Origin of the sequence: Pedobacter frigoris, assembly GCF_032678645.1 — a bacterium.
Classification (GTDB): domain Bacteria; phylum Bacteroidota; class Bacteroidia; order Sphingobacteriales; family Sphingobacteriaceae; genus Pedobacter; species Pedobacter frigoris_A.
Genome location: NZ_JAVTSP010000002.1, coordinates 218813 through 244095 on the forward strand (window position 1 = coordinate 218813; position 25283 = coordinate 244095).

A 25283-nucleotide genomic window follows, 5' to 3' on the forward strand; every position below is an offset into this window, starting at 1 on the left:
GGTTTTTCACCAGAATTTGAATAATTTAATTTCTAATTAACAATAAATTCATGAAACCAGAATTGATTAGTGTTTCTCCAGCAGGGAGTAAATCGGTTAAAATTAAACAGTTAAATACATCGCGACTCATTGCATCTTTTCACTTTCACGATTTATGTGAACTGGTATGGATTGAAAAAAGTCATGGTAAACGCATTGTGGGTGACCATATTGGTAATTTTGAAGACAACGACCTCGTATTAATGGCTCCTAACCTGCCTCATATCTGGCAAAACGACAAAAGTTATAAAAACAATGAAGAGAATACAGTTAAGTCTATTGTAGTGTATTTTCCCAGTGATCTGTTTATTGCGCTTACTGACGATCAGAGTGTGCTTTCACAGGCTCAGGATTTAATTGATCGGGCGGTAAGGGGACTGACTTTTGGTACAAATACTACTAACGCGGTGAAGCAAGTGTTGCTAAAATTGCCTGATCAAAATGGATTTGACAGGGTAGCATCTATCATCACGATTATACAACTGCTTGCTGTTGCGAAAGACTATGAATTTCTTGCCAGTATTTCGTTTAAAAATGATTATGATTTGAAAGACAGTAACCGAATTAATAAGGTTTATCAATTTCTAATGGAAAACTTTCAACGGGACATTCATTTAAAGGAAGTAGCAGATCTGTGTAATATGACCACCAATTCATTTTGCCGGTTTTTTAAGGGACGGGCGCAGAAATCTCTTAATCAATTCTTAAATGAAATCCGTATCGGACATGCTTGCAAGCTGCTAAGAAATGCGGATTTTTCTATATCAGATGTTTGTTACGCCAGTGGTTATAATAACCTTACCAACTTTAACAAGTTTTTTAAGGAGATTAAAGGAATGAAGCCCTCGGAATATCGGGTACGGCTAAAATCCTAAATATTAATGTAAAAGAACGTTTAGGAAATCGTCATTTTATGTCTAACTGTGTCGCAGTATAACTTTTTTTCCTAAACGCTCAATATCAAATTAATTTATGGGATTGAGTCCTAGAATCTGACACCCAACCCAATGGATAAAGTCAGCATTCTGGTGTTCAGATTGTTCCCATTGTCTGCCTCTGTCATGTTAAAAACAGGGAGGAGAGTATAGCTCGTTCTGAAATCTGCAAATACGGCAGTTCTTTTTTTATTGTGCTCCCCAACTTTGATTCCCGCCAGCAGGCTATTGTTAAAGTGGTTAACGTGATCTAAAGTAGATTTTTCATTATTGTTCCTTCGTCCTCCTCCATCAGGGGATTTTTCATACCTAAGTTTGGTGATATAATTGATTGCGACACCTGGCGCAATTCCTGCGTATGCAGCAAACCATACATTTGACGAAGGCTCATTAAAATCATAGTTTACAGTTAATGGGAATTCGATATAATCTATATTGTAATTGAAATCATTGTAGGCTTGCTGTTCATTACCGTCCTCGTCTATAATCACTACATCATAGTTCTCCTCACGGTATGCCATACCCCGCGAGTTGAAAAGTAGCTCAGCGCCAATGGTAACACGTTTAGCGACGGCCGCATCAGCAGTAAGTCCGCCAAATCCCGATATCCTGACAAAACGGGAGAACTCATTAAAACGGTTTCTTTGAACTGGACCAAAGGGATCGACTGTTTTTGTAAATAGTGATCCGTTGATTCCGGCCTTAATGCCGAACCTCACCTTTTTTTCAAAAGGCTGCTGAGCATGACTATACAGCCCGCAAAAGAGCAGTATGCCTAAAATAGATTTGAGTTTCATAAAGTTTACATTTGTGTGTTCACTAATTTATGAAATATTATCAAGTATTCTCAATTCTACTACTCTGGAGTTTCCGGCACCATAGACTTTTTTATTTTAATAGAAAACGACATTAAAGATTAAGGTGATCACCAATACTATAACACCAAGATAAAGCGGATTAGTATACCAGTTTTTATGAGTTACATCCTGTTTTGGGGTAAGACTGTAAACCAGCCCCACAAGTTCACTTTCCTTTTTCGGTGATGTATATAGACTAATCACCGCCGTGACAATAAAACATACAATGAAAGATATTGCAGCAATAGTAAACGCTTGCCCTGTTGCAGAATAAAAATCAAATAAGTGTGTTATCCATCCACCTTTTTTCTCGGCCACCGATAATCCATGGGTAATTGCTGCAGCCAGGGTTCCTGAAGCCAGGCCCCAGAATGCGCCATGCCCTGTCGTACGCTTCCAAAACATACCAAGAAAAAAGGTGGCAAACAGTGGTGCGTTTACGAAACTGAACACCAGTTGGAGTAAATCCATGATGCTGTTAAATCCTTGTGCCACATAGGCTGTCGCGATGGAAATGAGAATGCCCGCAACAGTTGTAGTCTTCGCAACCAATAGGTAATGTTTGTCAGTAGCGTTTTTCTTAATGTGTGTTTGATAGATATCATAAGTAAACACAGTATTAAAGGCGGTTACATTTCCTGCCATGCCACTCATAAACGATGCAATTAGTGCCGTAATGCCCAGACCAAGCAGACCGCTGGGATACAGTTTTTGTAGCAGGAGGGGCAAAACCATATTGTAATCCTTGTCTCCATTCATATTCAGGGGCAAGTCAAACCCTGTAAATTTGCTTTGCAGCGCCAATAGAATTATACCCGGTAAAATCACTATAGCTGGCATCAGGATTTTCGGGAAAGCAGCCAAAATCGGAGTACGCTGTGCCTCATTTAAGTTGCGGGTGGCCATCGCTCTTTGTACGACCAAAAAATCGGTACACCAATAACCAAAGGCCAGTACAAAGCCCAGACCGAAAACCATACTAAAGGCATCTACTCCCATCGGATTATTTGCCGGATTGCTTAATCCTTTCCAGACATGTAGCTTTGAGTCATCTACATGCCTGATGATTCCCTCAATCCCGCCAATCTTGTCCATTCCTATATAAACAAGAGGAGCTATACCTATTATGATCAGGAAAAATTGTAATACTTCATTATAAATTGCCCCGGTAAGGCCGCCGGAAAAGGTATAAATCAATACAACACCTGCCGCAACCCATATTGAAACATCAAAATTCCACCCAAGAATGGTTTCCATTAGCATAGCTAATGCATATAGCGATACGCCTGAAGAAAACACAGTCATTGCGGCGAAAGTTAAGGCATTGAAAGTTCTTGTTTTCTCATCAAACCTCAATTTCAGATATTCTGGGACACTTCTGGCCTTGCTCCCATAATAAAAAGGCATCATGTAAATACCTAAGAAGATCATCGCTAATGCTGCGCCAAGCCAGTAAAAGTGAGTCGTATATAGACCGTATTTAGCGCCATTGGCCGCCATTCCTAAGACTTCCTGAGCTCCCAGATTGGCCGATATAAAAGCCAGACAGGTGATCCAAAGTGGGATATTATGGCTACTTAATAAAAAATCACTACCGGTTTTTACTTTTTTGCGTAACACCAGGCCGATTCCCATGACAAATACAAAGTATATTGCTATAATGAGATAATCTACTGTTTTAAGTTCCATACGTTTTTATTTGGTTTGTTTTATCATTTTGTAAAAGGCGAAGCGGAGTAACCGGCAACGTCAAGTGTTGCCATGAAGAGTGAGCCGCTATCAGGATAGGTTTCTAGTTGTTCTTGGTTCAGGCCGTCTCTTGCTGTAGTAACGAGTAATTGGTTGCCATTGATTCCTCCAAATGAGCAGGAAGTAACATGAGGAGCATTTACTTTGACTTTTCCAATCAGCTGGCCGGTATCTGGATTATATCGGTTTACACAACCACCGCCCCACATGGCTACCCAAAGCATGCCATCTTTGTCAATACACATTCCATCGGGAAGGGTATTTCTATCTTCAATTGTAATTATTGTGCGTGCATTTGTAATATTCCCAGTCTTCAAATTAAAATCATAGCCTGTAATTTTATAGCAAAATGAATCTATGTAATAAAATGTCTTTTGATCCGCTGACCAGCATAACCCATTAGAAACACTGGTGTTGGTGATTTTTTTTGTCATTTGGCCATTATAACAATATAAATTGCCGGCATTTAACTTTGCTTCTTTGTGCATTGTCCCGAACCAAAGCCTGCCCATCGCATCACAGGCGCCGTCATTACTCCGATTCCCAGTTTGATCAGATCCGAATGATAGAATTGTTTTTGTTTCGCCTGTTTTGAAATCTAATTCTGCAATTTCATCTTCGAGTGCTACAATTAGTAAATCTGAATCAGTTGGCGCTACCATTCCCGGCATTTTTTGTAAAGAGACCGTTCTTATGGTTCCATCTGCTGGGTCTGCCGTTCCTACAGATTTGCCTGTTATATCTACAAATAAAAATTTTTTCCAAGGAGAATGCCATTTGGCCCCCTCGCCTAAACTCAAGTTAGTCTTTGCCAGTATTTCTGCCTTCCAGGTTTGCATATCAGGTTAATTGTATAGTCCTCAGAAGAGGTTTAAGAAGCTCCGCTGAGGAGCTTCTTAAACCTGATAAACTTATTCCAGTCCTGATTAACCTGGAGATTTTGCTCCGGGATGACTGATGAATATTTTTGTTTTTACCTGATTGCATTATTGTGAGGTAAGTTGAAGCGTTATCGCATTTTCAATTGTACTTCCTACTTTTAATGGTTGATCGATTAATGCGGCGTGGCTTCTAAAAAATCTTTCCGCTCCTGCATTGGAATATCCGGCTACCAATGCTTTAGTGACTTGTTTTTCCTGCCAAACCCTGAAGTGTTGTTTGTTATCAGAAGTGGCCTTAAACTCTGAATTGCCATTGGTTAGGGTGGCCAGTTCAAAGTTCATTTTGGTTGAACGGAAATCGTTGGTGCCAATATCATTGCGGTCAAGGCTCCATGGAGTAACCGGTAACTTAGATGGTCCCGCTGGTCCGGATGGTTCATTGGCTGATTTTGCCTCTGCAACACCACGCAAGCGGCCTATATGGTCTTCAGGATAATAATTCCATTGCCCTTTTCTTATCCAGCTTAATTTGTTGAACGTCTCCGGCAGGTCGAATACCAATCCCCACTGTCTTGGGTTGATATCTTTTTTCAAAGTGTATTTGTAACCTATTGACAAATTTCCATCATCACCAAAGTTGTAAGTCATCTTGCCAGAGGCTTCATCATAGCTCTCTTCAATACTTATTGAAAATTCATTGCTTTGAAGATTTAGTGTAACCTTGTTTACAATCCTGTTTTTACACACATCTGTAAAGGGGTCAAAATGCTGACTTTCACCCGTCATTTGTGTTCCACGTCCCTCGCCGGTAAGTGGAAGTACCATCAGCCTGGCTGTATTTGATAATATCTTTTTGCCGTTTCTGCTGATCTGAAGGAATTCTCCGGTGGTGGTATTGAACTGCAACTGAATTTCACCATTGCCAGCAGTTAAAATATCGTTCTTTTGATCGTATTTCCACCGGGCTTTAGAAGATGCGGTAACAGCTGTATGTGAAAGCTGAGGGACTACCTTGAATTGATAGGTATCAATTAATACGCCCCTGGCATCGAATACATTTAGGGTCAGGTCATCAGTGTTGGCCGGTTTATCGTTAAGGTCTATATGAAATTTACCTTGTTTTCCAGCTTCGAGTTGTTCCCTGATGACACCTGTTGCCTTACCAATTTTCCATTCTATTCTGCACTCAGCCAGGTTGGTAAACAGCATACGGTTCTCTACATTAAACGGAATTTGTCCATTTTCCCAGTTGCCCTGAATGTTTATTTTAACCGGTGAATAGATCTTCTTCATATGCCAGTATTCTGGTTTTGGACGTCGCCATCCATCCAATGGTCCCCACGTACCGTAACCGACGGTTTGGCCGTTTGGCAGGAAGAATGTATCATCGATTCCAGCCCAGATTGCTCCTCCTAAAACAGCATCTGTACGGTACATTTTTTCCCACATCGCTTCAAACCCCACTCCCCACACGTCACGCAGACCCGGGTCTGTCACCAGTTCCAAACGGTTATATGCATTAAGGTGAACATACTCATCAAATACTATAGGCCTTTTGTAATTGCGATACTGAGCTGGCCCACCTGGTCCGGGATAGTGATGGTTGGTAATCTCCAGGTCTCCTTCATCAGCATCTGGTCCATATTGACTAAAATTTCTAGGGCGTGTAGGGTCGAATTGTTTTACCAATTTGGCTGTTTCTTTAAAGTATTCTTTATACTTCCCGGACTCGTTACCAATAGACCAAATTAAAACGGAAGGATTAGATCTGAAGTAGTTTACCATATCCAAAGTCTGATCTACCAGAAGTTTTTGGTAAAGGTCGGTTCCAGAGCTTACCGGAGTGTTTTCTGCCCAGCAAAAAGGCGCTTCAACCTCTAAAAACATTCCCAGGCGATTGCATGCGTCTATTAGCTCTTCTGCAGGGGGGTAATGAGATGTGCGAATGTAGTTTACATTGCCTTCACGGAATAGCTTTACGTCTCTTTCCCACATGTTGTCATTTACCGATCTTCCACGCAGGGGCATTGTTTCGTGGTGACAAACACCACGCAGTTTAATGGGTTTGTTGTTAACGTATACGCGGTTTCCTCTTACCTCAATCTGACGGAAGCCTACTTGTTTGGTAATGACATCAGCAATAACGTTACCTTTTAGTATAGAAACCTTTACTGTATAAAGGTTCGGATGCTCGGGATCCCATTTCATTGGCTTATTTACTTCAAAACTGATGTTTTGTTGTAAAAGTCCATTAGGGTTAATGTCCTTATCCACCTTCACCGTTTTTTCTGATATTTTTGTAGTCCCTTCTGCATTAAGAAGTTCAACTTTTAAGGCCAAAGAAGTAGCGGTGCTATTTTGCTCATTTGCTATAATTACATCTGTACTAAGGGTGGCATTTTCGTAATTCTTGTCAAATGCAGATTTTACATCTGCATAGGCAAAATTGATTTCAGGCAGGGCTATCAGATAAACCTTGCGTGAAATTCCACCTAATGGATGTACCGCATATTGTGAGGCACTAGCTAATGAATCAGCTTTGCTTTCCGATTTTACCTTTAACAGCAATTGATTCGTGCCGTTGGTTTTACATCCGGAAGTAATGTCGACTTCAAAAGGGGTGAATCCGCCAAGGTGTGTGGCTATTTTTTTATCGTTCAGCCAAATTTCTGTGTCACTAAAAACAGCATCGAAACGTAACTTTATCCTTTTATTTTTCCAGTCTGCCGGAACTTCAAAGCGTTTAAAGTATCCCGCCGCATTTCCTTTTTTTACGTTGAAGCCCTGCATAACCCATTCACCAGGTACTTGTATGCTCTTATCGCAGGCAGCAGAACTAATATCTTCTGAAAATTGCCAGGTTCCATCTAAGGATATTTTATGAGTTTGTGCAGAGGCCGCCGGAGAAATGCGGTTGATCGTTATATTTCCTTCGGCTGTTCGATACGCTACTTTTTGTATCTGCCCTTTCACAGATAGTGCTACCAGTAGCAGACAGGTGGTTATTTTATAGAAATTTTTCATTTGTGTGTTGTGTTTTTGAATAACTACATGATACCGTATTGGTCAAAAGCGTCTTTTGCACTCATTCCCTCAAGAATTTTTACTTGTACCATTTTTTCTCCACGGGCTTTTTCTATTGCCTTGGTCATTACTTCTACCTCTACCTCTTGCGGTACCACACACACACCATCAATATCACCAACGATAATATCGCCGGGGTTAATTTTTACACCCTCCATTTCAATTGGAATTCTGAAATCAATCACTTTACCACGAGGGGCCTGATCCTGGGCATAATTTCCATAAGAAAAAGAAGGAAAGTTTAACTTTAGAATACCACGTGTATCTCGTGAGTACCCGTTTACGACGGCGCCTGCAGCACCTAGTATTTGAGCCCTTGTACTCATCAGTTCTCCCCAAAGTGCATATGACGGGGATGCCCCAGTACAGATATAGACTTCGTTTTTCTTCAGATCATCCAGGGCTTCCAGCATCAGACCAAAAGGCTTCTGCAGAATAGGATTGTTGCTGGGATAATTCTGACATTCAAGGGTGTCGGCTTCCAATACTGTCATTGCACGGCCAACTACAAACATGTCGGGGTGAAGTGGTTGTAATTTTGGAGGTAAAAACTGGTGCAATAATCCCATTTTGTCCATAATATCACCTATTACGGCAGTATATAGTTCATTGCGTACTATTTCAAAAAGCTCATCGTCGTTATGCCAATTCATAATTTTTGGGTATATCATCTGTGAAGAATCAAAATTCAAAAATTATACGCCATAAAGCCGCATCGAAGTTACCCTTCTTTAAAAGTATTTTACCCTTTTTTGCTTATTTTTAGTAACAAAAATGATAATATAGTTGATTTTATGTTTAGATGCCGACTACATCTTTTTTCTTTTTCTGCTTCATCGTTTTTGGAATGATGGCAAGAATTTCTTCTTTAAGGGCATTTAGCATTCTTTTTTTAATGAAATTTTTATGTGTAGCCAGGCTGATTTCACGAACAGGCTCAGGAGATTTAAAGCTCCTTACTTTGGTCAGTTGCTTATTTGTCAGTTCCGCAAGTGCAAGCTCAGGTAGTAATGTTGCGCCATTATTAATGTCAACCATACGGATGAGTGTTTCTACGCTCCCAGTATTATAAGTAAGTCCCTGAAGACGGTTGTTTTTCGTGGATCTGCAGATATTTAATACCTGTGTACGCATACAATGCCCTTCGTTCAACAGCCAGATGTTTTCATCCTCGAGGTCATCAGCATCTATAGCTTTCTTTTTAAATAGTTTGCTGTTTTTGCTAATGTAGGTGACAAAATTCTCATAGTACAGAGGCATCTCCTCTATTGAGGAATCTGCTAAAGGAGTAGCAAGGATACCGCAATCCAAAACACCCGTTTTTAGGTGGTGTATGATTTCTTCTGTTGTATATTCCCATATCAGGAGTTTTAGTTCAGGGTATTTTTCCATCATTGCTGATATAACCCTTGGAAGCAGGTAAGGAGCTACAGTTGGGATGATGCCGACTTTGAGCTCGCCGACTACATCCTGCTGCTGACTGTTGATAATCTCTTTGATCTTCTGGCTTTCTTGTAAAACCAGTCTTGCCTGCTCTATGATCTGTGCGCCTATTTCTGTTGGAACAATAGGTTGTTTACTTCGGTCAAAAATTTTGACGTTAAGCATTTCTTCCAGCTTTTGTACCTGCATGCTGAGTGTGGGTTGTGTGACAAAACATTTTTCGGCGGCTCCAACAAAGCTTCGATAGGTGTCTACAGCAACAATATATTCCAGTTGTACAAGCGTCATATAGCTAAATTTTATTTTCTTTAGCAAAGATATCAATTTAGCTTATAATGATAAATAAGAATTTCTCTTATTTAGGAGTCAAAAGATGACGTGTCGGGAGGCGGACTAAATATGCTTTTCTAAGAAATCGCGATAAGCTAATTTAATTCCTTCTTCCAATTCAATCTGATGTTTCCAGCCTAAATTATGGAGATTAGATACATCCATCAGTTTGCGGGGAGTTCCATCAGGTTTCGAACTGTCGAAAGTAAGTTCGCCATCAAATCCAGTGATCTTTTTGATGAGTAAAGCAAGGTCTTTAATGCTCAGGTCTTTTCCTGTTCCAACATTTAAAAACCCCGGCTCATTATATTCCTGCATTAAGAAATAACAGGCGTCAGCAAGATCATCGGCAAAAAGAAATTCACGCATAGGAGATCCGGAACCCCAGATCACAACTTCAGTTGCACCATTTACTTTAGCTTCGTGAAACTTACGGATCAGAGCAGGCAGTACATGCGAATTCTGAGGGTGGTAATTGTCGTTGTAGCCGTAGAGGTTGGTAGGCATCACAGAAATGAAGTTACATCCATATTGCGCTCGGTAAGCGTCGGCCATTTTAATGCCGGCAATCTTTGCGATAGCATAAGGTTCATTAGTTTCCTCAAGGAGGCCTGTAAGCAGGTAGTCCTCTTTCAGTGGCTGAGGGGCCATTTTAGGATAGATGCAACTTGAACCCAGAAACATTAATTTTTTAACGTCTGTTTTATAGGCATTATGTATCACATTGTTTTGGATAGATAGGTTCTCATAAAGAAAATCTGCCCTGTATGTATTGTTGGCTACAATTCCTCCAACTTTGGCTGCTGCTAAAAATACGTATGCAGGTTTTTCTGCTGCAAAGAAATCTGTTACATCCTGCTGGTTACGCAGGTCGAGTTCCGATGAAGTTTTGACTAACAAATTGTTATATCCTTCTTTGATGAGTTTACGGTAAATTGCTGATCCAACCATACCGCGGTGACCTGCTACGAATATTTTTGCGCTCTTTTCCACTTGGTTTTTTTATAGGTGCAAAAGTATGAAATCCTTTTGTTATTTGATGTGTTTCTGTTATCCCGACCAGAGGAGAGATGAGGTTGTATAAGAAGGATGATGTAGCGTAAGAAGTTTTGTATAGATTTGTGATTAAAAATCAAATAAGCAGTGGGTAAAGACAAATTAAGAAAATTTGCAGAGATAGATACCTTTCCAAATGTTTATCAGCTTGATGAAGGGAAAGTATTAAAAGGAAAATGGGCAGCAGATCATTTTAAGAATGCCAATCCGGTGGTACTTGAGCTGGCTTGTGGTAAAGGAGAGTATTCCGTAGGTCTTGCAAAGCTTTTTCCGGAGAGAAATTTTATCGGTGTAGACCTTAAAGGCAATCGGATCTGGCGGGGAGCCCGTACCGGGATGGATGAGGGCATCCATAATCTGGCTTTTTTACGGATTCAGATAGAGGATATCATGGATTATTTTGAAGCCGGGGAGATCGATGAAATATGGATTACCTTTCCAGACCCTCAGCCGCAGGATAGCAGAGAAAAAAAGAGACTTACCTTTCCCGCATTTCTCGATCGGTATAAAGTAATGCTGAAAAAGGGAGGTAAAGTAAACCTGAAAACAGACAATGATGGGCTACATGCTTATACTGTAGAAAAGGTCGCCGAACTGGGATTGATCACTCATAAAAAGACCGAGGAACTTTACAAATCTGAATATGCCGATGCGGTACTTTCCATCAAGACACACTACGAAAGAATTTATCTTAAACACGATAAAAATATAAATTACATACAATTCTCTTTTGAATAATGGAACAATCATTCTATGATCAGGTATTTGAACTGGTGAAACTGATCCCAAAAGGAAGGGTGACTTCTTATGGAGCGATAGCCAAAAGTCTTGGCTCTGGAGGATCAGCAAGAATGGTCGGCTATGCAATGAGCAATGCTCACCTGGCAGCATCACCGATACCCGCACATAGAGTGGTAAACAGTACAGGGTTATTGACCGGTAAATTTCATTTTTCAGAGCCAAACCTCATGCAGGAACTACTTGAAAAGGAGGGTATTGTTGTCAAAAATGATAAGGTCCAGAATTTTAAAAAACATTTCTGGGATCCGTTGGTAGAATTGTAGCCAAATAATAGGAAATAATATGGGAAAATTAGTAGAAGAATTTAATGGCTATCGGACTAAAATGAACGATAGGATCATGGAAACTGCAAATACCAATATCAAACGGTTTTTTGCACTCGATACGACTACCTATGCTGACGGTGCACTGAATGTAAAGACCAAGGAGATGCTGGGGCTGGTTGCTTCTATGGTATTGAGGTGTGACGACTGTATCAAGTACCACCTTGAAAAATGCCATAATGAAGGCGTAAGTAACGAAGAGATCAACGAGGTTTTTATGATTGCTAACCTGGTTGGTGGTTCAATCGTGATCCCTCACTACCGTCGTGCAGTTGAATATTGGGATGAACTTAGTCTTTGATGAATTATGGAAAGCTTAATCCGATGTGACTGGTGTGGTTCAGACCCCTTGTATGTAAAATATCATGATGAAGAGTGGGGTAGGCCCGTTTATGATGATAAGATTCTGTTTGAGTTTTTGATTTTAGAAGGTGCACAGGCTGGCTTAAGCTGGATCACCATTCTTAAAAGAAGAGAAGGCTACAGAAATGCTTTTGCCGGATTCGACGCCAAGAAGGTTGCTGCATTTGATGAAAAGGATGTAGAGCGGCTGATGAATGATCCGGGAATCATTAGAAACCGGTTGAAGGTTTTGGCAGCAATCAACAATGCAAAACTCTTTATAAAGATCCAGGAGGAATTCGGATCTTTCTCTGATTACATGTGGGGCTATCTGCCCGATAAAAAACCGATTCAAAATCAGGTAGTCACTATGAAAGACGTACCTGCGCGGACTGACTTATCCGATGCAATTAGCAAGGATATGAAGAAGCGCGGCTTTAAATTCTTTGGAACCACAATTTGTTATGCACATATGCAGGCTACAGGAATGGTGAATGACCATAAACTGAGCTGCCTTAGCAGATAACATTACTTTTTCATTGAATTATAGGCGGCTACAAAAGCCCGGAGTAATTTAGCGTCAAAAGCTTCAGTGGCATTGATGCGCTCTGCAAGATCTTCGTCGTTATTTAATTTTTGCAAAAGGACGGTTTTAATGAGCTGGGTCTTTGCTGCTGTGGCAGCACCCTCAACTGGCAGTTCCTGCATGGGGCCGGTTCCTGGTTTTTCAAGAAAATATGTAACCGGCAATACATTTTTGCCCTGTGTTTCTTCACTGCTGCGTCTGCCGCCACCAAAAGTAATTCCGCCTCCCACACCGCCAAAACCTCCTGTTCCACCTCCTATACTGATATTGGGTCTTACTTTAGCTCTTTTTACTTGTGGCTCTTCTGCAGTTGTGTTGCCGCCAATGGCATATAAATTAACCACACCCTGCTCCACTAGTTTGAAGAAACGATGCTCCATTTTCTTTTTTACCACGATCGGCTTGCTGACATACGTCTCGCCATTCCACACGAATTCTTTAATGTCCTTGGCATTATACTGGGCCAGAGATTCATCATCGTTTTTAAGAATGACACTTGAAAAGTTTGTGCCTTTGATCGTGCCCCTTACAAAATTACCGGGACTGATCATCACTACATCCTGTGCATTCGCCCAAATGCTGCTTAATGTGAGTACAAATAGAATAAGAAGTGTCTTTGTAGATTTCATAATGACCAAATAACGGAAATTATTAGAGTATTAGTACCTTTATCCAAACAACAATAGTTAAACAGATGAAACCATCATCTTGATGATAGCTTCATCACCGAAGAAAAACAGACAATAAACAGATGAAAAAACTTTTCCTTCTTGACGGCATGGCGCTGATTTACAGAGCACATTTTGCATTGAGCAAAAATCCCCGTTTTACATCTACTGGTATCAATACCTCAGCGGTAATGGGTTTTGCCAATACTTTGTTGGAAGTATTAAAAAAGGAAAAGCCTACACATATCGCAGTTGTTTTTGATACCGAGGCTCCTACAGAAAGACATACTGATTTTGAAGCATACAAAGCGCACAGACAGGCCATGCCTGAAGATCTGGCTACGGCTTTGCCTTATGTATGTAAGCTGATTGAAGGCTTTGGCATCCCCGTGATTACTAAAGATGGTTATGAAGCTGATGATATCATCGGTACGCTTGCCAAGGAAGGGGAGCGACAGGGGTTTCAGGTATACTGCATGACTCCTGATAAGGACTTTGCACAATTGGTGTCAGAAAATATCTTTATCTACAAGCCTGCCAGGATGGGCAATGATATGGAGGTGTTGGGGGTGCCAGAAATACTGGCCAAATGGGAAATAGAAAATGTAGAGCAGGTAATTGATATTCTTGGGCTTTGGGGCGATGCCGTAGACAATATTCCGGGTATTCCGGGTGTGGGTGAGAAAACGGCAAAGACGTTGATCAAACAATATGGTTCTGTAGAAAATATCATTGCCAATGCACATGAGCTGAAAGGTAAATTGCGTGAAAACGTAGAAATGTATGCCGAGCAGGGAATGATCTCTAAAAAGCTGGCGACTATACTTTTAAATGTGCCGGTTGAATTTGATGAAAAATCTTTGGAGCTGGAAGAGCCGAGCAGAGAATTACTGGAACCTCTTTTTGCCGAACTCGAATTCAGAACCATTGGAAAACGTGTATTTGGCGAGAGTTTTAGTGTAAATGATGCAAAAGGCGGTGCCGGAATGCAGACAGATCTTTTTGGTAATACGGTAGAACAGCCTGAAAGTAAATCAAAAGTGTTTGTGGCTACACCTGAAATGTTTGACCAGCCTGCTGCAAAAACCATTGAAAATACACCTCACGACTATAAGTTAATTGACACCCCTGAACTGCGTAACGAGCTGATCAGTCTGTTACTTCAACAGGAAAGTATATCTTTTGATACTGAAACTACCGGAACGGATGCTAACCTTGCAGATCTTGTTGGTTTATCTTTCAGTTTTAAACCAGGTGAAGCCTATTATATTCCAGTTCCTGAAAACCGCGAAGCAGCACAATTGATCGTAGACGAATTTAAGGTGGTCTGGGAAAATGAAAATATCGCAAAGGTTGGTCAGAACATCAAGTATGACATGCTGATCCTGATGTGGTACGGCGTTTCTATTAAAGGAAAACTCTTTGATACCATGCTGGCGCATTACCTGATTGATCCGGATACAAGACACAATATGGATGTATTGTCGGAGAATTACCTGAACTATTCTCCGATTTCTATAACTACTCTGATAGGTGCTAAAGGAAAAAATCAAGGTACAATGCGTGATGTACCGGTTGAGAAGGTGGTAGACTATGCTGCTGAAGATGCTGATGTGACTTTGCAATTGGCAAATGCCTTCAGACCAATGCTTACATCGTTAAATGCCGAGCAACTGGCTACTGAAGTAGAAAACCCTTTGATCTATGTGCTGGCTGATATTGAAAAGGAAGGTGTAAGGATAGACATGGACACGCTGATCAATTATTCAAAAGAACTGGAGCTGGATATTAGAAGATTCGAACAGAATGTCTATGACAAATGCGGGATCAAGTTTAACCTGGCCTCACCAAAACAACTGGGAGAGGTTTTGTTTGATAAATTACAGCTGGACCCTAAGGCTAAGAAAACCAAAACCGGACAATACCAGACAGGAGAAGATGTATTGCTGGCACTGGCGAGTAAAAGTGATATCGTGAAAGATATACTTGATTTCCGTCAGCTGCAAAAACTAAAATCTACCTATGTGGATGCGCTGCCATTACTGGTTAACCCTAAGACGGGAAGGGTGCATACCAGTTATAATCAGGCTGTAGCGGCAACCGGAAGATTAAGTTCTAATAATCCGAATTTACAGAACATTCCGATTCGTACTGAACGCGGCAGAGAGGTGAGGAAAGCTTTTATACCAAGAGATGAAAACCACGTTCTGTTGTCTGCGGATTATTCACAGATTGAGTTGAGGATCATTGCTGATATCAGTAAAGAAGAAAATATGCTGGATGCCTTCAATAAAGGCATAGATATTCATACAGCTACAGCGGCAAAGGTATATGGTATCTCTATTGAAGAAGTAGACAGCACCCAGCGTAGAAATGCAAAAGCAGTTAACTTCGGGATTATCTATGGTCAATCTGCATTTGGGTTATCTCAGAACCTGGGAATACCACGTAAGGAAGCTGCTGAAATCATTGAACAATATTTTACGCAATATCCGGGAATTAAGAAATACATGTCTGACACCATGAACTTTGCCAGGGAGAATGGATTTGTAGAGACAATCTTAGGTAGAAGAAGATATCTGAGAGACATCAATTCCGCAAATCAGACAGTAAGAGGATTTGCAGAGCGAAATGCGATCAATGCGCCTATACAAGGCTCTGCTGCAGATATGATCAAGGTAGCAATGATCAATATCCACAAAGACATTAAAGATCGGGGATTACAGTCTAAAATGACCATGCAGGTACATGATGAGTTGGTGTTTGATGTGTTAAAGACCGAAGTAGAGGAGATGAAAGAGATCATTGCACATCGCATGAAGACAGCAATCAAAACTACGGTGCCTATTGAAGTAGAGATTGGAGAAGGACAAACCTGGCTGGCCGCGCATTAACGCAGCCAGCTAAAGCTTTATAACTCAATTGTCTCTCCGATTCCGGGAAGAAACAAGGTTTTATTTTCTCTTTTAAATTTCGCTACTGCATCTGCTGTATCTATCTGAATAGGTGGAAATGTATTGTAATGCACACCGATAACCTTGTTACACTCCAGGTATTTTGTGGCAATAAGGGCATCATCTACATCCATGGTATAGTGCCCGCCTATAGGAAGAATGGCATAATCCAGTTTGTGAAGGTCTGCCAAAAGCTTCATTTCTGTGGTTAATGCAGTATCTCCGGCGTAATAAATAGATTTTCCTTCAAGTTCCAGTACAAATCCTGCGGGGTTTCCTCCATAGCTTTCATCAGGATTAGAGCTGCTGTGTGCAGCCCATACTGTACGTAATGTTCCGAAGTCAAACTTGGCTTTGCCAAAGTTGATGTCAGTCACATTTTTAACTCCTTGTTTTTTGATCCAGGAAGCAACTTCTACCATCGCAATTACCTGTGCACCTGTCTGATTTGCAATCTGCACCAAGTCTGCAACGTGATCTCCATGTCCATGACTTACAAGGATATAATCAGCTTCTATAGCCTTTATATCTACATCTTTCGCCAGTGGATTGTGTGAAATAAAAGGATCAAAAAGAAATTTTTTGCCATCTGCCTCTATAGAAAAGCAGGATTGGCCATAATAGGTGAATTTCATAACTTGTAATTATCCGCCAAACATACCACCAAGACCACCGAGCATGTCTTTTGTTGCCGACTGCATTTCTGCAGCGCTTACCTGATCGGCCTGCGTGAGCGCCTTATTAATCGCTGTCAATAAAAGCTCTTCTAATTCTTCTTTATCTGCCTGTTTGTAAAACTCTTCATCAATCTCCACTGATGTGATTGCTTTATTTGCTGTCGCGGTGATCTTAATAGCTCCGCCTTCCACTTCGCCAAATACGGAAACAGTATCCAGGCGTTTTTTTATTTCATCAGCCTTTTGCTGGGCTGCCATTAATTTATCGAACATATGCTTCGTGTTTATTTTAAAAACGAAATTAAGGCAAATTGGTTTAAAGTAAATGTATTATTTGAAAGACTGTGCGAAATTTAAGGTTTTGCCTGCCGGCACATTAAAATCCAAAATTTGATCGCCGTACTTTATTTTGCATTTGCCTCCTGTCTTATTTTTGATAAAACCAGAGACTATTTTGCCATTTTGCCATTGCAGATCAATAACAAAATTTCCGCGCGCAACCAAACCTTTTATGTGACCATCTTTCCATGCTTTTGGAACAGCCGGCAATAATTCAATAAAATCTTCATGACTCTGCAGCAGCATTTCTGCCATTCCGGCTATGACACCAAAATTTCCATCGATTTGAAACGGAGGACAGGCATCAAACATATTGTAATAAGTGCCTCCTCCTGAATCATATTTTGTATCCACGTCCCCAGTCGGCCGCAAATGATTATTTAAGATGCTCAATGCCCTGTCACCATCGTGTAGACGTGCCCATAATGCAATCTTCCAGGCAAAAGTCCAGCCCACACCACCATCACCTCTGGCTTCCAATGATTTTTTGACAGCGTCGGCCAATTCAGGTGTTTTGTAAACAGTAATTTCATTGCCCGGGTATAGTGCAAAGAGATGTGATAAGTGCCTGTGTTTAGGTTCCGCTTCCTTAAACTCCTCCGCCCACTCCATCAGCCGGCCATCACTTCCAATTTTAGACATCGCAAGGTTGTTTTTCGCATCTGTGAGATGATTTATAAATGCTTTATCCTTAATGTTTAAAATATCAGACGACTGCAAAGTATTGCCAAAGAGATTAAAGATCACCTGCTGGTCGTGCGCAGGGCCCATACTGATCTGAGCTGTAGATCCATCTGGAGCTTTAAAGGAATTTTCCGGAGATGGGGAGGGACCGGAAACCAGTTTTCCAGTTTTTGGGTCTTTTACCAACCAGTCTAAATAAAATTGACTCGCATCCTTCAGCAAAGGATAGATTTTTGCCAGGTAGGCTTTGTCTTTGGTAAATGCATAATGCTCCCATAAGTGCTGCGCTATCCATGCGCCTGCGCCAATGTGCATACCCCAACTGGCGCTTTCGCCAGGCGAGGTGTACCCCCAGACATTGGTAATGGGATGCAGGGCCCAGCCTTTCATCTGGTATTGAGTTGCTGCTGTTTTTTTGCCAGGTACGGAAAGCGAAGAAATCAAATCTATAAGTGGAACATGGGATTCTGAAAGATTGGTTACTTCAGCCGGCCAGTAATTCATCTGCACATTAATATCCGTGTGGTAATCGCCATTCCAAGGCGTCTGTATTTTGTTTGCCCAAATGCCCTGCAGATTAGCAGGCAGACCGCCAGTCCTTGAGGAAGACAACAATAAGTACCTGCCAAACTGAAAATATAGAGGATAGATGGCTTGTTCATTTTTAGTTAAGAAATTTTTCGCCATCAATTCATTCGTCGGCAAGTCATTTGCGCTGGATGCCAGGTTAAAATCAACTCGCCCCATAAAACCTGAAAAGTCTTTAATATGGGATTTCTTTAGGTCGATATATTTTTTTGCAGTTGCCTTTTTAGTTATTGATGCCAATTCTTGTTCGTAACCGGTATTTATGTAGTCCGGATAATGCTGACGGTAATTGGTTTTGGCGGTAATGATAAGGGTTACCGAATTTGCATTTTCTATTTGAAGCTGGTTCCCGTTTTTAAGCAACTTGCCTCCGTTCAACTGTGGGGTTACATAGGTTTTATACTTCATTCCCTCGCCGCCTTTCCCGTTGTCTAGTGTTCCGTACATCAGCAAGCTATTACCCTCTATAGCGGTTGTGAACCGTTCCGGACGATCTAATGTTAACTTGAAGCTGATGGAATTAGATTTATTTGCCGTTAAATGTATAATGATCGCTTTATCCGGATGGCTGGCGAAAACTTCACGGGTAAAGTCAATACCATTCTGGTTAAACCTGGTAGTTGTGATTCCATTAATCAAATCCAGCTCCCTGTAATAGTTTTTATAGCTATCCGATTTGCCAAAGTTGAGACGGAGATCGCCGAGGGTTTGAAAACAACCAAAAGGGACATTGGCACCATTACCATGACCAGACCCTTTACCCTTTGCAATTTGTGTCTTATTGGTCAGTGCCGTTGCTTCTTTATACTTTCCCTGAAATAGCAAGGATCTTATTTCTGACAGGTATTTAGAAGCTTCCGGATTATCATTGTCATCCTGACTGCCGCTCCAAAGAGATAGTTCGTTTAATTGAATGCGGTCCTGGTTAACGTCTCCAAAAACCATAGCACCCAGGTTGCCATTCCCGATAGGAATAGCTTTTAGCCACTCCATATCGTTTACCCAGCCATTGGGATTGTCCTTTATCTGGGAATTGGCGGGAGCTTTAAACCATATCTTATTTTGATAATTGCTTTGAGCTTTTAGATAAGTAAAAGGCATCAGAGTAAAAATCAAGCAGTAACCAAGGCATTTAAGTTTCATTTGCGATTGAAGATCATGTGAGTTCACGACAATAATAATCAATAGTGTAAATCTTTAAAATGGACTAAAACACTTTTGATGTGGACTATAATGGCGTTGATGACATGAATGAATACTCTAGTTACTGAGCTTTCAATTCATAGCGCCAGCGGAAACTTACTGTTTTCGATCGCTGGTAAAAAGCTATCCGACCCAACCAGTCATTTACAATCAGGTGGTATTGGATGTGATCACGCCATACTACAGGATCTTCAAACTATCATGGGAACTACTTCCATATTTCACCGGAATTAATATATAAGTACTTCCGGGTTTGGTCATAAAGCAGTACCTGTCTCCAACTTTGCTGGACGCGATCAACTTACCATTCTCTGTAATCTGGATCACATTCCCTTTCCAGGGATTATCCAGGTAGCATCTGGTACCTTTCTCACTGAATACTTTCAGACCGGAAACCATTTTTCCATCATAATTAGCAGAAACCAGAAATGCTCCCTTTGTCCTCAAGCGCGTAAATTTGGCTGCCGATTTCGGCCAGTTGGGAAATAAATACAAAGTGCTGTCAAGTGTTTGCAACATCATCGAGTTAATGGTTTCGATAAGTGCCGTTTTTTCGGCGCCATGATGTCCATCATTAATCAGGAAATTTGGTTTGGCACGGGAAACCAGCGTTCTCAAATTCTGAATAATCACATCAGGATTAAAGCCCACTCTTGCAGCCATTATAAATCCACTCAATCCCAGTGAGTTCATAGATCCCGAAAAGCCTTTTTGAGAAACTTCATAGTAATCTACAGTATTTCTCGCAATCTGTAAGGTGTCTGGGTTTGAAAGCAAATCTAACACTTCACAAGGGTACACAGGATGCATCTGTATCATATGGTTTGGATAATCCCAGCCGGCCTCATTCTTAGCAAAGACGGGCAATCCTTTGTTCGGGTTTTTAGTGGGCATTACCACCTTATATTTGGGGAGGTGTGAAAGTATATCATTCCACAATGCTCTGCGCTCAGCATCCACATTCAGTAACTTGCTATACTTTAGAAGCAAACTAAAGGTTTGTTCGACAAACCCCAGATCGGAGGGTGGATTCAAATCCCATGAGTCCTCATGTGCACCAGTAGTAATAGAATAACGGTAAGTATTACCATAAGCCTCCTTTTTCATATAGTCTTCGTAGAAATCACCACATTCCCGGATAAAAGGATAAGCACGATTCCTAAGGAAATCCTTGTCGCCGGTATATTCATAATACCAGCTGAAAAGCGGAACATTGAAAGGCGCATTCATGGTTTGCTTCCAATAGTAATTATAAGGGACGCCAATGCCAAGTCCACCTACCAAGAAAACCGCTCCCCTGAATGATTTGCCTGCCAGGGATGGATGCACACTGCCCATATCTGTTTGTGCTCGCCTTTTTCCATCCGGAACAATGGATTCGATGAAATTATAGAAGGGCTTGGCGATCTCTGGCCTGTTTGCAGAAAAGACACTATAGAAACCGGCCTGGCTGTTATAATTCAAATGGATATCGCCATGGTACATCATTGAATCAGACATGTTCCACACCCCATACATCCCACCACAAGCTGGCGAGTGCTCATTATAGGCGGAAGCCAAAAAATAAATGGATGATAAATAATGCCTGTCGAGCAGTTCATCATTGGTTTCTACATAGGATCTGCTCCACATGTCTTTCCACCAGGCAGCTTTGGCTTTTCTCAATCTGGCAACACCACTCACGTCCGCAGATCTTAGAAGGGTATAAGCCGCCGGTAATTTTGCATTATTGGTTTTCCCACCGCCTGAAATATTAGTCAATACATATATAGTTTTAGCATTTGTAAGTACAAAGGAAGAATTAACCTGTGATTTTGAAACAGCTATCAAGGTAGCTGCTGCACCTATGATTCTGGTCGAGATCCCAGCTTTGGAGATCCACCTTGCGCCGGCTGTTTTGGTTTGACGGGTAACTTGTGCTACCTGATTATTGACTTCAGAGGTGGTTGTATAGGGAGCATTGGCACTATCTGCAAATGTTTCCACTGATATGTTTATAGGCGTGTTAGCGGTGGTTGTAAGTTCGGTAACCATCACATTATCATTAACGGCAATCCAGCTTTTCATCTTTACCGGTTGCGCAGTAGCTGTATTCATCCGCAATTCGTTTCCAAGCTGGTCCATCTGGTAATTAAAACCCCGGGTAACTGGAGATTTTACTATGATTTGGACACCGCCGACTGGTAATGCTGCCGGTCCTGTTCCTGCCCAGTCACTCCATCCGTCAGTTACAAAGTCCACCTTTGATATGCGAAAAGTCTGGCTGTTCTCTGACGTGTGGCAAACCACTCCAACATCACCATTTCCCATATAAGGCCCGATTGGGGCATGATTTGACTTGACACTGCTGTAACCAAAAGGTGTATCCCATGTTGCTGTCAGCAAATTCTTTTTCTTTTGAAGGAACAGCGAATCTACTTTAGAGTCATCGATTTTTACAGATTTTTTGCTTTTTAAAACAGCTATCTTATCTCGGCCTGTCTTTAACTCCTGAGAATTAGCTAAAAAGCTCCAGAAAATAAAACAGAAAATAATATTATTCTTCATAAACTCGTTTTTGTGGACGCATAGGAGAAAGGGTTTAATGATCTATTTACTCCGAACTATATTGGTGCTAAAAACAAACATAACACAAAATTTTATCAAAAAATGTAAGCTTCGGAGCGGTACATTTCAAATGCTAAAATTGCTTAATGTTTTGCTTGAAAGAAATAGTTTTTTTATGCCTGACTACCTTATTTTTAATTACTTTTTGCCGCAACGGACTGGTATGCCGACCTTTAGAATAACCCTTATACACGATACAAATGAGACATTTAATATTGACTGCCATCTTATTCTGCCTGAGCGGGACGCTAACGGGACAAGTTACCCTTATAAACCCTCAGACAGATCAAAAGCTGCTCAAGGATTTTCAAAATAGAAAACTTGGGTTGTTTGTACATTGGATGGCCTGCCATACACCCGAGACCGGTGATTCCTGGTCCATAGGCAATGGTACCTCAAAACAGGTCGCAGATTCCATCACATTGGCCTGGAACCCCGTTAACTTTAATCCAAAGGAAATTGTCGATTTTGCCGTTAAGGCGGGATGTAAGTACATTGTTGTGATCTCAAAGCACCATGACGGATTTGCCATCTGGAATAGTCAATTTAGCAATTGGGATCTGGAACGGATTAAATTTAAACGCGATATTTTAAAAGAGCTGGAATCTGAAGCGCATAAAAGAGGTTTGTTGTTTGGGATCTATTATTCAATTGCTGATATTCATTACGCAGGTTGGAAATCGATGCCGGCAGCACCAAACCCTCCGGCCACACCAAAAGGCGGAAAAGAAGCTTTTGTGCAGTTTGTACATAACCAGGTAAAAGAACTGATTAAAAACTATAAACCTGATATCCTGTGGTTCGACGGACATTGGTTAGATCCGCTATGGGGACCAAAGGAAGGAAAAGAACTTTATAACCTGGTGAAAAGTCTAAAGCCCTCAACTTTGAGCACCCGTCTTTCCGTTACCAGGGCGGCTGGAGGAGTGAGAGGAACCGAAACATTCATTGCAGATGGTTCTTCCGGAGATTTTTTCTCCTATGAAGCGAAGACTCAGAATGCGCCGGCTTTTCCCTGGGAAGCCTGTACCAGCGTGAGTTACCCAGTGTATGCCTATGAACCTAAGGCAAAAATGCATACAAAAGAAGAGCTGGTGAATACGTTTAGCAAAGTGCTCTGCGGGAATGGAAATTTTCTTCTGAACATAGGACCAGAGCGCACAGGCGAACTGCCCAAACAGCTTACTGACCGGTTTCTTGAATTTTCCGACTGGGTGAATCAGTATAAAGATGCGGTTTACAATACTTCCGCAGGGCCGTTTAAGCAGGGGGCATGGGGAGGAAGTACCTATAAAGATAACAAGATATATCTGCATTTGCGTAATCCTGCAGCATCCATTAAAATAACCAGCCAACAGCTAAAAGGATATAAACCGGAATCTGTGGTGGATTTAAAGACAGGTAAACCGTTGAAATTGGAAAAGCTGGACGATGGCTATTTGATCAATACCTCTTCGGTTGGAGAGAGTGGCCTTATTCCGGTTATAGCGATAAAACTTAACAGAAAATATATCTTTACGAAGTGGGAAGATCAGTTAGCGGCTATTTAAAATTAAACAAATGAGGATTCTATTTATTTGCTTAGCTATATGGAATACTTCTCTTGTCTTTGCTCAGAAATATGAGGTGAATAAGAATGCACATTCACACAATGATTACATGCAGTCTGCACCCTTCTTTAATGCTTATAACAACCGCTTTGCTTCTATTGAAATAGATGTATTTCTGGTGGGTAAACAGTTGTATGTGGCACACAGTAAAAAGGAGATAGACAGTGCAAAAACAATAGAGAAACTATACCTGGAGCCGTTATTGGCAGAAATTAAGAAAAATGGCGATAAGCCATATAAAGGAGGAGGAAAGCTGCAGTTGATGATTGATTTGAAAACTGCTGGTATGCCTGCGTTAAAGGTATTGGAAGCAAAACTAAAGCCAATCAGAAAATACTTTGATACCAAAAATAATCCCGATGCAGTGCGCCTGGTCTTTAGTGGTTCGCTTCCAACACCACAACAGTTTAAAGATTTTGATGAGATATTCTTTTTTGATGGCAAATCAGGGGTTAATTATACTGCCGATCAGCTGGAACGCATCGCTTTTTTCAGCACGTCCTTTGCACAGTTTTCCAAATGGGATGGCAATGGCAGCATGTTGGCTGCGGAGCAGGCAAAGGCAGTCAAGTTTGTTGACTCTGTTCATAGGGTTGGAAAGCCGGTTCGGTTTTGGGGCAATCCCGATACTAAAGCCTGCTGGAAACTATTTATGAAAATTGGAGTAGATTATCTGAACACAGATTCACCCCAGAAGATGGCTAGGTTTTTAAAAAGATAACCTGAGAAAGCTGTTGCCCTGTATCTGCTATGCGGTCGTATCTTTCAGGGTCTTGGCAGGGTGTTGATTAGGAGTTGACAGGGGGTTGGTTCGGTTATGACCGGAGAAACGCCCTGACAGCACCGTAGTTGTTCTGTATCAATAATGACCGCAGGGCGAATGGATAGCAATTAAAGATCACGCGAGGCGCTATGAGTTGCATCTAAGCGTCTGGTATTTCAGGTTCCACCAATTTAATCAGTTTCTCAAGAGACTCCTGCCAGCCCAAATAACACATTTCTGCTGGTATCATAGGAGGTATACCCTCTTGTAGTACTTTCAATTCCGTACCTACAGATGTTTTTTGAAACCATACAGAAGTCGTCATCACCCCTGGTAGATTCGGATCATCAAATTTGTCTGTATACTTTAGAAGCTCACTAGGTTTTACCTCTACATATTCCCCGCCGAATGAATGTCCGTTACCGGTTGTGAAATTGTGGAAAGACATTCTGAAAGTCCCGCCAACCTTGACGTCCATTTCATGTACGGTACAAAGAAAACCATGAGGAGGCAACCATGAAGCGATCGCTGTAGCTTCGGTAAAGGCACGATATACCTTTTCAGGTGAAGCTTTAATAACTCTGTGCAATGAAACTTTATTCTCTGACATAAAAATAATTTTTTGGTTATTGATTTTGTTGTTATACAAATATGCACGTAAAGGCAGATAATAAACAGGGGGTTATGCGACAATTTACAGTCTGGTTTGCGACAGATGAAATGAGAAAAGCTACCATATTCAAAGAAATAGATGCTGAATTCAG

General features: G+C 41.1%; 21 protein-coding genes. 8 read left to right on the forward strand and 13 right to left on the reverse strand.

Going from position 1 to position 25283, the window contains the following annotated elements:
* Positions 1-50 precede the first annotated feature (50 nt).
* Positions 51-914, forward strand: a complete 864-nt coding sequence (locus R2Q78_RS07380) for an AraC family transcriptional regulator (protein WP_316790376.1) — start codon at positions 51-53, stop codon at positions 912-914.
* Positions 915-1024: 110 nt separating this feature from the next.
* Here the strand turns inward: R2Q78_RS07380 and R2Q78_RS07385 are convergent, their stop codons facing one another.
* From R2Q78_RS07385 to R2Q78_RS07415, 7 genes are all read right to left on the reverse strand, one after another.
* Positions 1025-1771 (reverse strand): porin family protein, encoded by a 747-nt coding sequence (locus tag R2Q78_RS07385; RefSeq protein WP_316790378.1) that lies wholly within the window; start codon positions 1769-1771, stop codon positions 1025-1027.
* A gap of 96 nt (positions 1772-1867) precedes the next feature.
* Positions 1868-3520, reverse strand: a complete 1653-nt coding sequence (locus R2Q78_RS07390; protein ID WP_316790380.1) for a sodium:solute symporter family protein — start codon at positions 3518-3520, stop codon at positions 1868-1870.
* Between the two features lie 23 nt (positions 3521-3543).
* Positions 3544-4419: an SMP-30/gluconolactonase/LRE family protein gene (locus tag R2Q78_RS07395; RefSeq protein WP_316790383.1), complete on the reverse strand. Its 876-nt coding sequence runs from the start codon at positions 4417-4419 to the stop codon at positions 3544-3546.
* Between the two features lie 147 nt (positions 4420-4566).
* A complete protein-coding gene (locus tag R2Q78_RS07400; RefSeq protein WP_316790385.1) occupies positions 4567-7485 on the reverse strand; it encodes a glycoside hydrolase family 2 protein in 2919 nt (972 codons plus the stop codon).
* A gap of 23 nt (positions 7486-7508) precedes the next feature.
* A complete protein-coding gene (locus R2Q78_RS07405; RefSeq protein WP_316790387.1) occupies positions 7509-8198 on the reverse strand; it encodes an RraA family protein in 690 nt (229 codons plus the stop codon).
* A 145-nt stretch (positions 8199-8343) separates the two neighbouring features.
* Positions 8344-9276 (reverse strand): hydrogen peroxide-inducible genes activator, encoded by a 933-nt coding sequence (locus tag R2Q78_RS07410; RefSeq protein ID WP_316790389.1) that lies wholly within the window; start codon positions 9274-9276, stop codon positions 8344-8346.
* A gap of 105 nt (positions 9277-9381) precedes the next feature.
* On the reverse strand, positions 9382-10311 hold the full coding sequence (locus R2Q78_RS07415; RefSeq protein WP_316790391.1) for a GDP-L-fucose synthase: 930 nt from the start codon (positions 10309-10311) through the stop codon (positions 9382-9384).
* Positions 10312-10461: 150 nt separating this feature from the next.
* Between R2Q78_RS07415 and trmB the strand changes: the two genes are divergently transcribed.
* Genes trmB through R2Q78_RS07435 form a run of 4 tightly spaced genes read left to right on the forward strand, consistent with a single transcriptional unit; the run spans position 10462 to position 12366 of the window.
* Positions 10462-11112 (forward strand): tRNA (guanosine(46)-N7)-methyltransferase TrmB, encoded by a 651-nt coding sequence (gene trmB / locus R2Q78_RS07420; RefSeq protein WP_316790393.1) that lies wholly within the window; start codon positions 10462-10464, stop codon positions 11110-11112.
* Positions 11112-11438 carry an MGMT family protein gene (locus R2Q78_RS07425; protein WP_316790395.1) on the forward strand — a complete coding sequence of 109 codons (327 nt, stop codon included), beginning with the start codon at positions 11112-11114 and terminating at the stop codon, positions 11436-11438. The genes trmB and R2Q78_RS07425 overlap by 1 nt, the downstream gene beginning before the upstream one ends.
* 19 nt (positions 11439-11457) lie before the next feature.
* Complete coding sequence (locus tag R2Q78_RS07430) at positions 11458-11799, forward strand: carboxymuconolactone decarboxylase family protein (protein WP_316790397.1); 342 nt, start codon at positions 11458-11460, stop codon at positions 11797-11799.
* Positions 11800-11805: 6 nt separating this feature from the next.
* A complete protein-coding gene (locus tag R2Q78_RS07435; protein WP_316790398.1) occupies positions 11806-12366 on the forward strand; it encodes a DNA-3-methyladenine glycosylase I in 561 nt (186 codons plus the stop codon).
* A 2-nt stretch (positions 12367-12368) separates the two neighbouring features.
* Here R2Q78_RS07435 and R2Q78_RS07440 read toward each other — a convergent pair whose 3' ends face one another.
* Positions 12369-13055: a hypothetical protein gene (locus tag R2Q78_RS07440; protein ID WP_316790400.1), complete on the reverse strand. Its 687-nt coding sequence runs from the start codon at positions 13053-13055 to the stop codon at positions 12369-12371.
* A gap of 122 nt (positions 13056-13177) precedes the next feature.
* On the opposite strand from R2Q78_RS07440, the gene polA reads away from it, so the two are divergent.
* Positions 13178-15988 (forward strand): DNA polymerase I, encoded by a 2811-nt coding sequence (gene polA / locus R2Q78_RS07445; RefSeq protein WP_316790402.1) that lies wholly within the window; start codon positions 13178-13180, stop codon positions 15986-15988.
* Positions 15989-16005: 17 nt separating this feature from the next.
* On the opposite strand, the gene R2Q78_RS07450 is transcribed toward polA, so the two are convergent.
* From R2Q78_RS07450 to R2Q78_RS07465, 4 genes are all read right to left on the reverse strand, one after another.
* On the reverse strand, positions 16006-16683 hold the full coding sequence (locus R2Q78_RS07450; RefSeq protein ID WP_316790405.1) for a metal-dependent hydrolase: 678 nt from the start codon (positions 16681-16683) through the stop codon (positions 16006-16008).
* A 9-nt stretch (positions 16684-16692) separates the two neighbouring features.
* The gene (locus R2Q78_RS07455; RefSeq protein ID WP_316790406.1) at positions 16693-16998 is read right to left on the reverse strand and encodes a YbaB/EbfC family nucleoid-associated protein; all 306 of its coding nucleotides are present in this window, start codon (positions 16996-16998) and stop codon (positions 16693-16695) included.
* 57 nt (positions 16999-17055) lie between these two features.
* Positions 17056-19437 carry a glycoside hydrolase family 95 protein gene (locus tag R2Q78_RS07460; protein ID WP_316790409.1) on the reverse strand — a complete coding sequence of 794 codons (2382 nt, stop codon included), beginning with the start codon at positions 19435-19437 and terminating at the stop codon, positions 17056-17058.
* A gap of 282 nt (positions 19438-19719) precedes the next feature.
* Complete coding sequence (locus tag R2Q78_RS07465; RefSeq protein WP_316790411.1) at positions 19720-22086, reverse strand: glycosyl hydrolase family 95 catalytic domain-containing protein; 2367 nt, start codon at positions 22084-22086, stop codon at positions 19720-19722.
* Positions 22087-22346: 260 nt separating this feature from the next.
* Here R2Q78_RS07465 and R2Q78_RS07470 point away from each other — a divergent pair, with 260 nt between their 5' ends.
* The gene (locus R2Q78_RS07470; RefSeq protein ID WP_316790413.1) at positions 22347-23696 is read left to right on the forward strand and encodes an alpha-L-fucosidase; all 1350 of its coding nucleotides are present in this window, start codon (positions 22347-22349) and stop codon (positions 23694-23696) included.
* Positions 23697-23706: 10 nt separating this feature from the next.
* Positions 23707-24477 (forward strand): phosphatidylinositol-specific phospholipase C/glycerophosphodiester phosphodiesterase family protein, encoded by a 771-nt coding sequence (locus R2Q78_RS07475; RefSeq protein ID WP_316790414.1) that lies wholly within the window; start codon positions 23707-23709, stop codon positions 24475-24477.
* 202 nt (positions 24478-24679) lie between these two features.
* On the opposite strand, the gene R2Q78_RS07480 is transcribed toward R2Q78_RS07475, so the two are convergent.
* Entirely contained in the window at positions 24680-25129 is a 450-nt protein-coding gene (locus R2Q78_RS07480; RefSeq protein WP_316790415.1) for an SRPBCC family protein, read from the reverse strand.
* Positions 25130-25283 lie beyond the last annotated feature (154 nt).

Coding starts and splice junctions, on each gene's coding strand:
- R2Q78_RS07380 (WP_316790376.1), top strand. CDS start 51: ATGAAACCAGAATTGATTAGTGTTTCTCCAGCAGGGAGTAAATCGGTT.
- R2Q78_RS07385 (WP_316790378.1), bottom strand. CDS start 1,771: ATGAAACTCAAATCTATTTTAGGCATACTGCTCTTTTGCGGGCTGTAT.
- R2Q78_RS07390 (WP_316790380.1), bottom strand. CDS start 3,520: ATGGAACTTAAAACAGTAGATTATCTCATTATAGCAATATACTTTGTA.
- R2Q78_RS07395 (WP_316790383.1), bottom strand. CDS start 4,419: ATGCAAACCTGGAAGGCAGAAATACTGGCAAAGACTAACTTGAGTTTA.
- R2Q78_RS07400 (WP_316790385.1), bottom strand. CDS start 7,485: ATGAAAAATTTCTATAAAATAACCACCTGTCTGCTACTGGTAGCACTA.
- R2Q78_RS07405 (WP_316790387.1), bottom strand. CDS start 8,198: ATGAATTGGCATAACGACGATGAGCTTTTTGAAATAGTACGCAATGAA.
- R2Q78_RS07410 (WP_316790389.1), bottom strand. CDS start 9,276: ATGACGCTTGTACAACTGGAATATATTGTTGCTGTAGACACCTATCGA.
- R2Q78_RS07425 (WP_316790395.1), top strand. CDS start 11,112: ATGGAACAATCATTCTATGATCAGGTATTTGAACTGGTGAAACTGATC.
- R2Q78_RS07430 (WP_316790397.1), top strand. CDS start 11,458: ATGGGAAAATTAGTAGAAGAATTTAATGGCTATCGGACTAAAATGAAC.
- R2Q78_RS07435 (WP_316790398.1), top strand. CDS start 11,806: ATGGAAAGCTTAATCCGATGTGACTGGTGTGGTTCAGACCCCTTGTAT.
- R2Q78_RS07440 (WP_316790400.1), bottom strand. CDS start 13,055: ATGAAATCTACAAAGACACTTCTTATTCTATTTGTACTCACATTAAGC.
- polA (WP_316790402.1), top strand. CDS start 13,178: ATGAAAAAACTTTTCCTTCTTGACGGCATGGCGCTGATTTACAGAGCA.
- R2Q78_RS07450 (WP_316790405.1), bottom strand. CDS start 16,683: ATGAAATTCACCTATTATGGCCAATCCTGCTTTTCTATAGAGGCAGAT.
- R2Q78_RS07455 (WP_316790406.1), bottom strand. CDS start 16,998: ATGTTCGATAAATTAATGGCAGCCCAGCAAAAGGCTGATGAAATAAAA.
- R2Q78_RS07460 (WP_316790409.1), bottom strand. CDS start 19,437: ATGCCTTTTACTTATCTAAAAGCTCAAAGCAATTATCAAAATAAGATA.
- R2Q78_RS07465 (WP_316790411.1), bottom strand. CDS start 22,086: ATGAAGAATAATATTATTTTCTGTTTTATTTTCTGGAGCTTTTTAGCT.
- R2Q78_RS07470 (WP_316790413.1), top strand. CDS start 22,347: ATGAGACATTTAATATTGACTGCCATCTTATTCTGCCTGAGCGGGACG.
- R2Q78_RS07475 (WP_316790414.1), top strand. CDS start 23,707: ATGAGGATTCTATTTATTTGCTTAGCTATATGGAATACTTCTCTTGTC.
- R2Q78_RS07480 (WP_316790415.1), bottom strand. CDS start 25,129: ATGTCAGAGAATAAAGTTTCATTGCACAGAGTTATTAAAGCTTCACCT.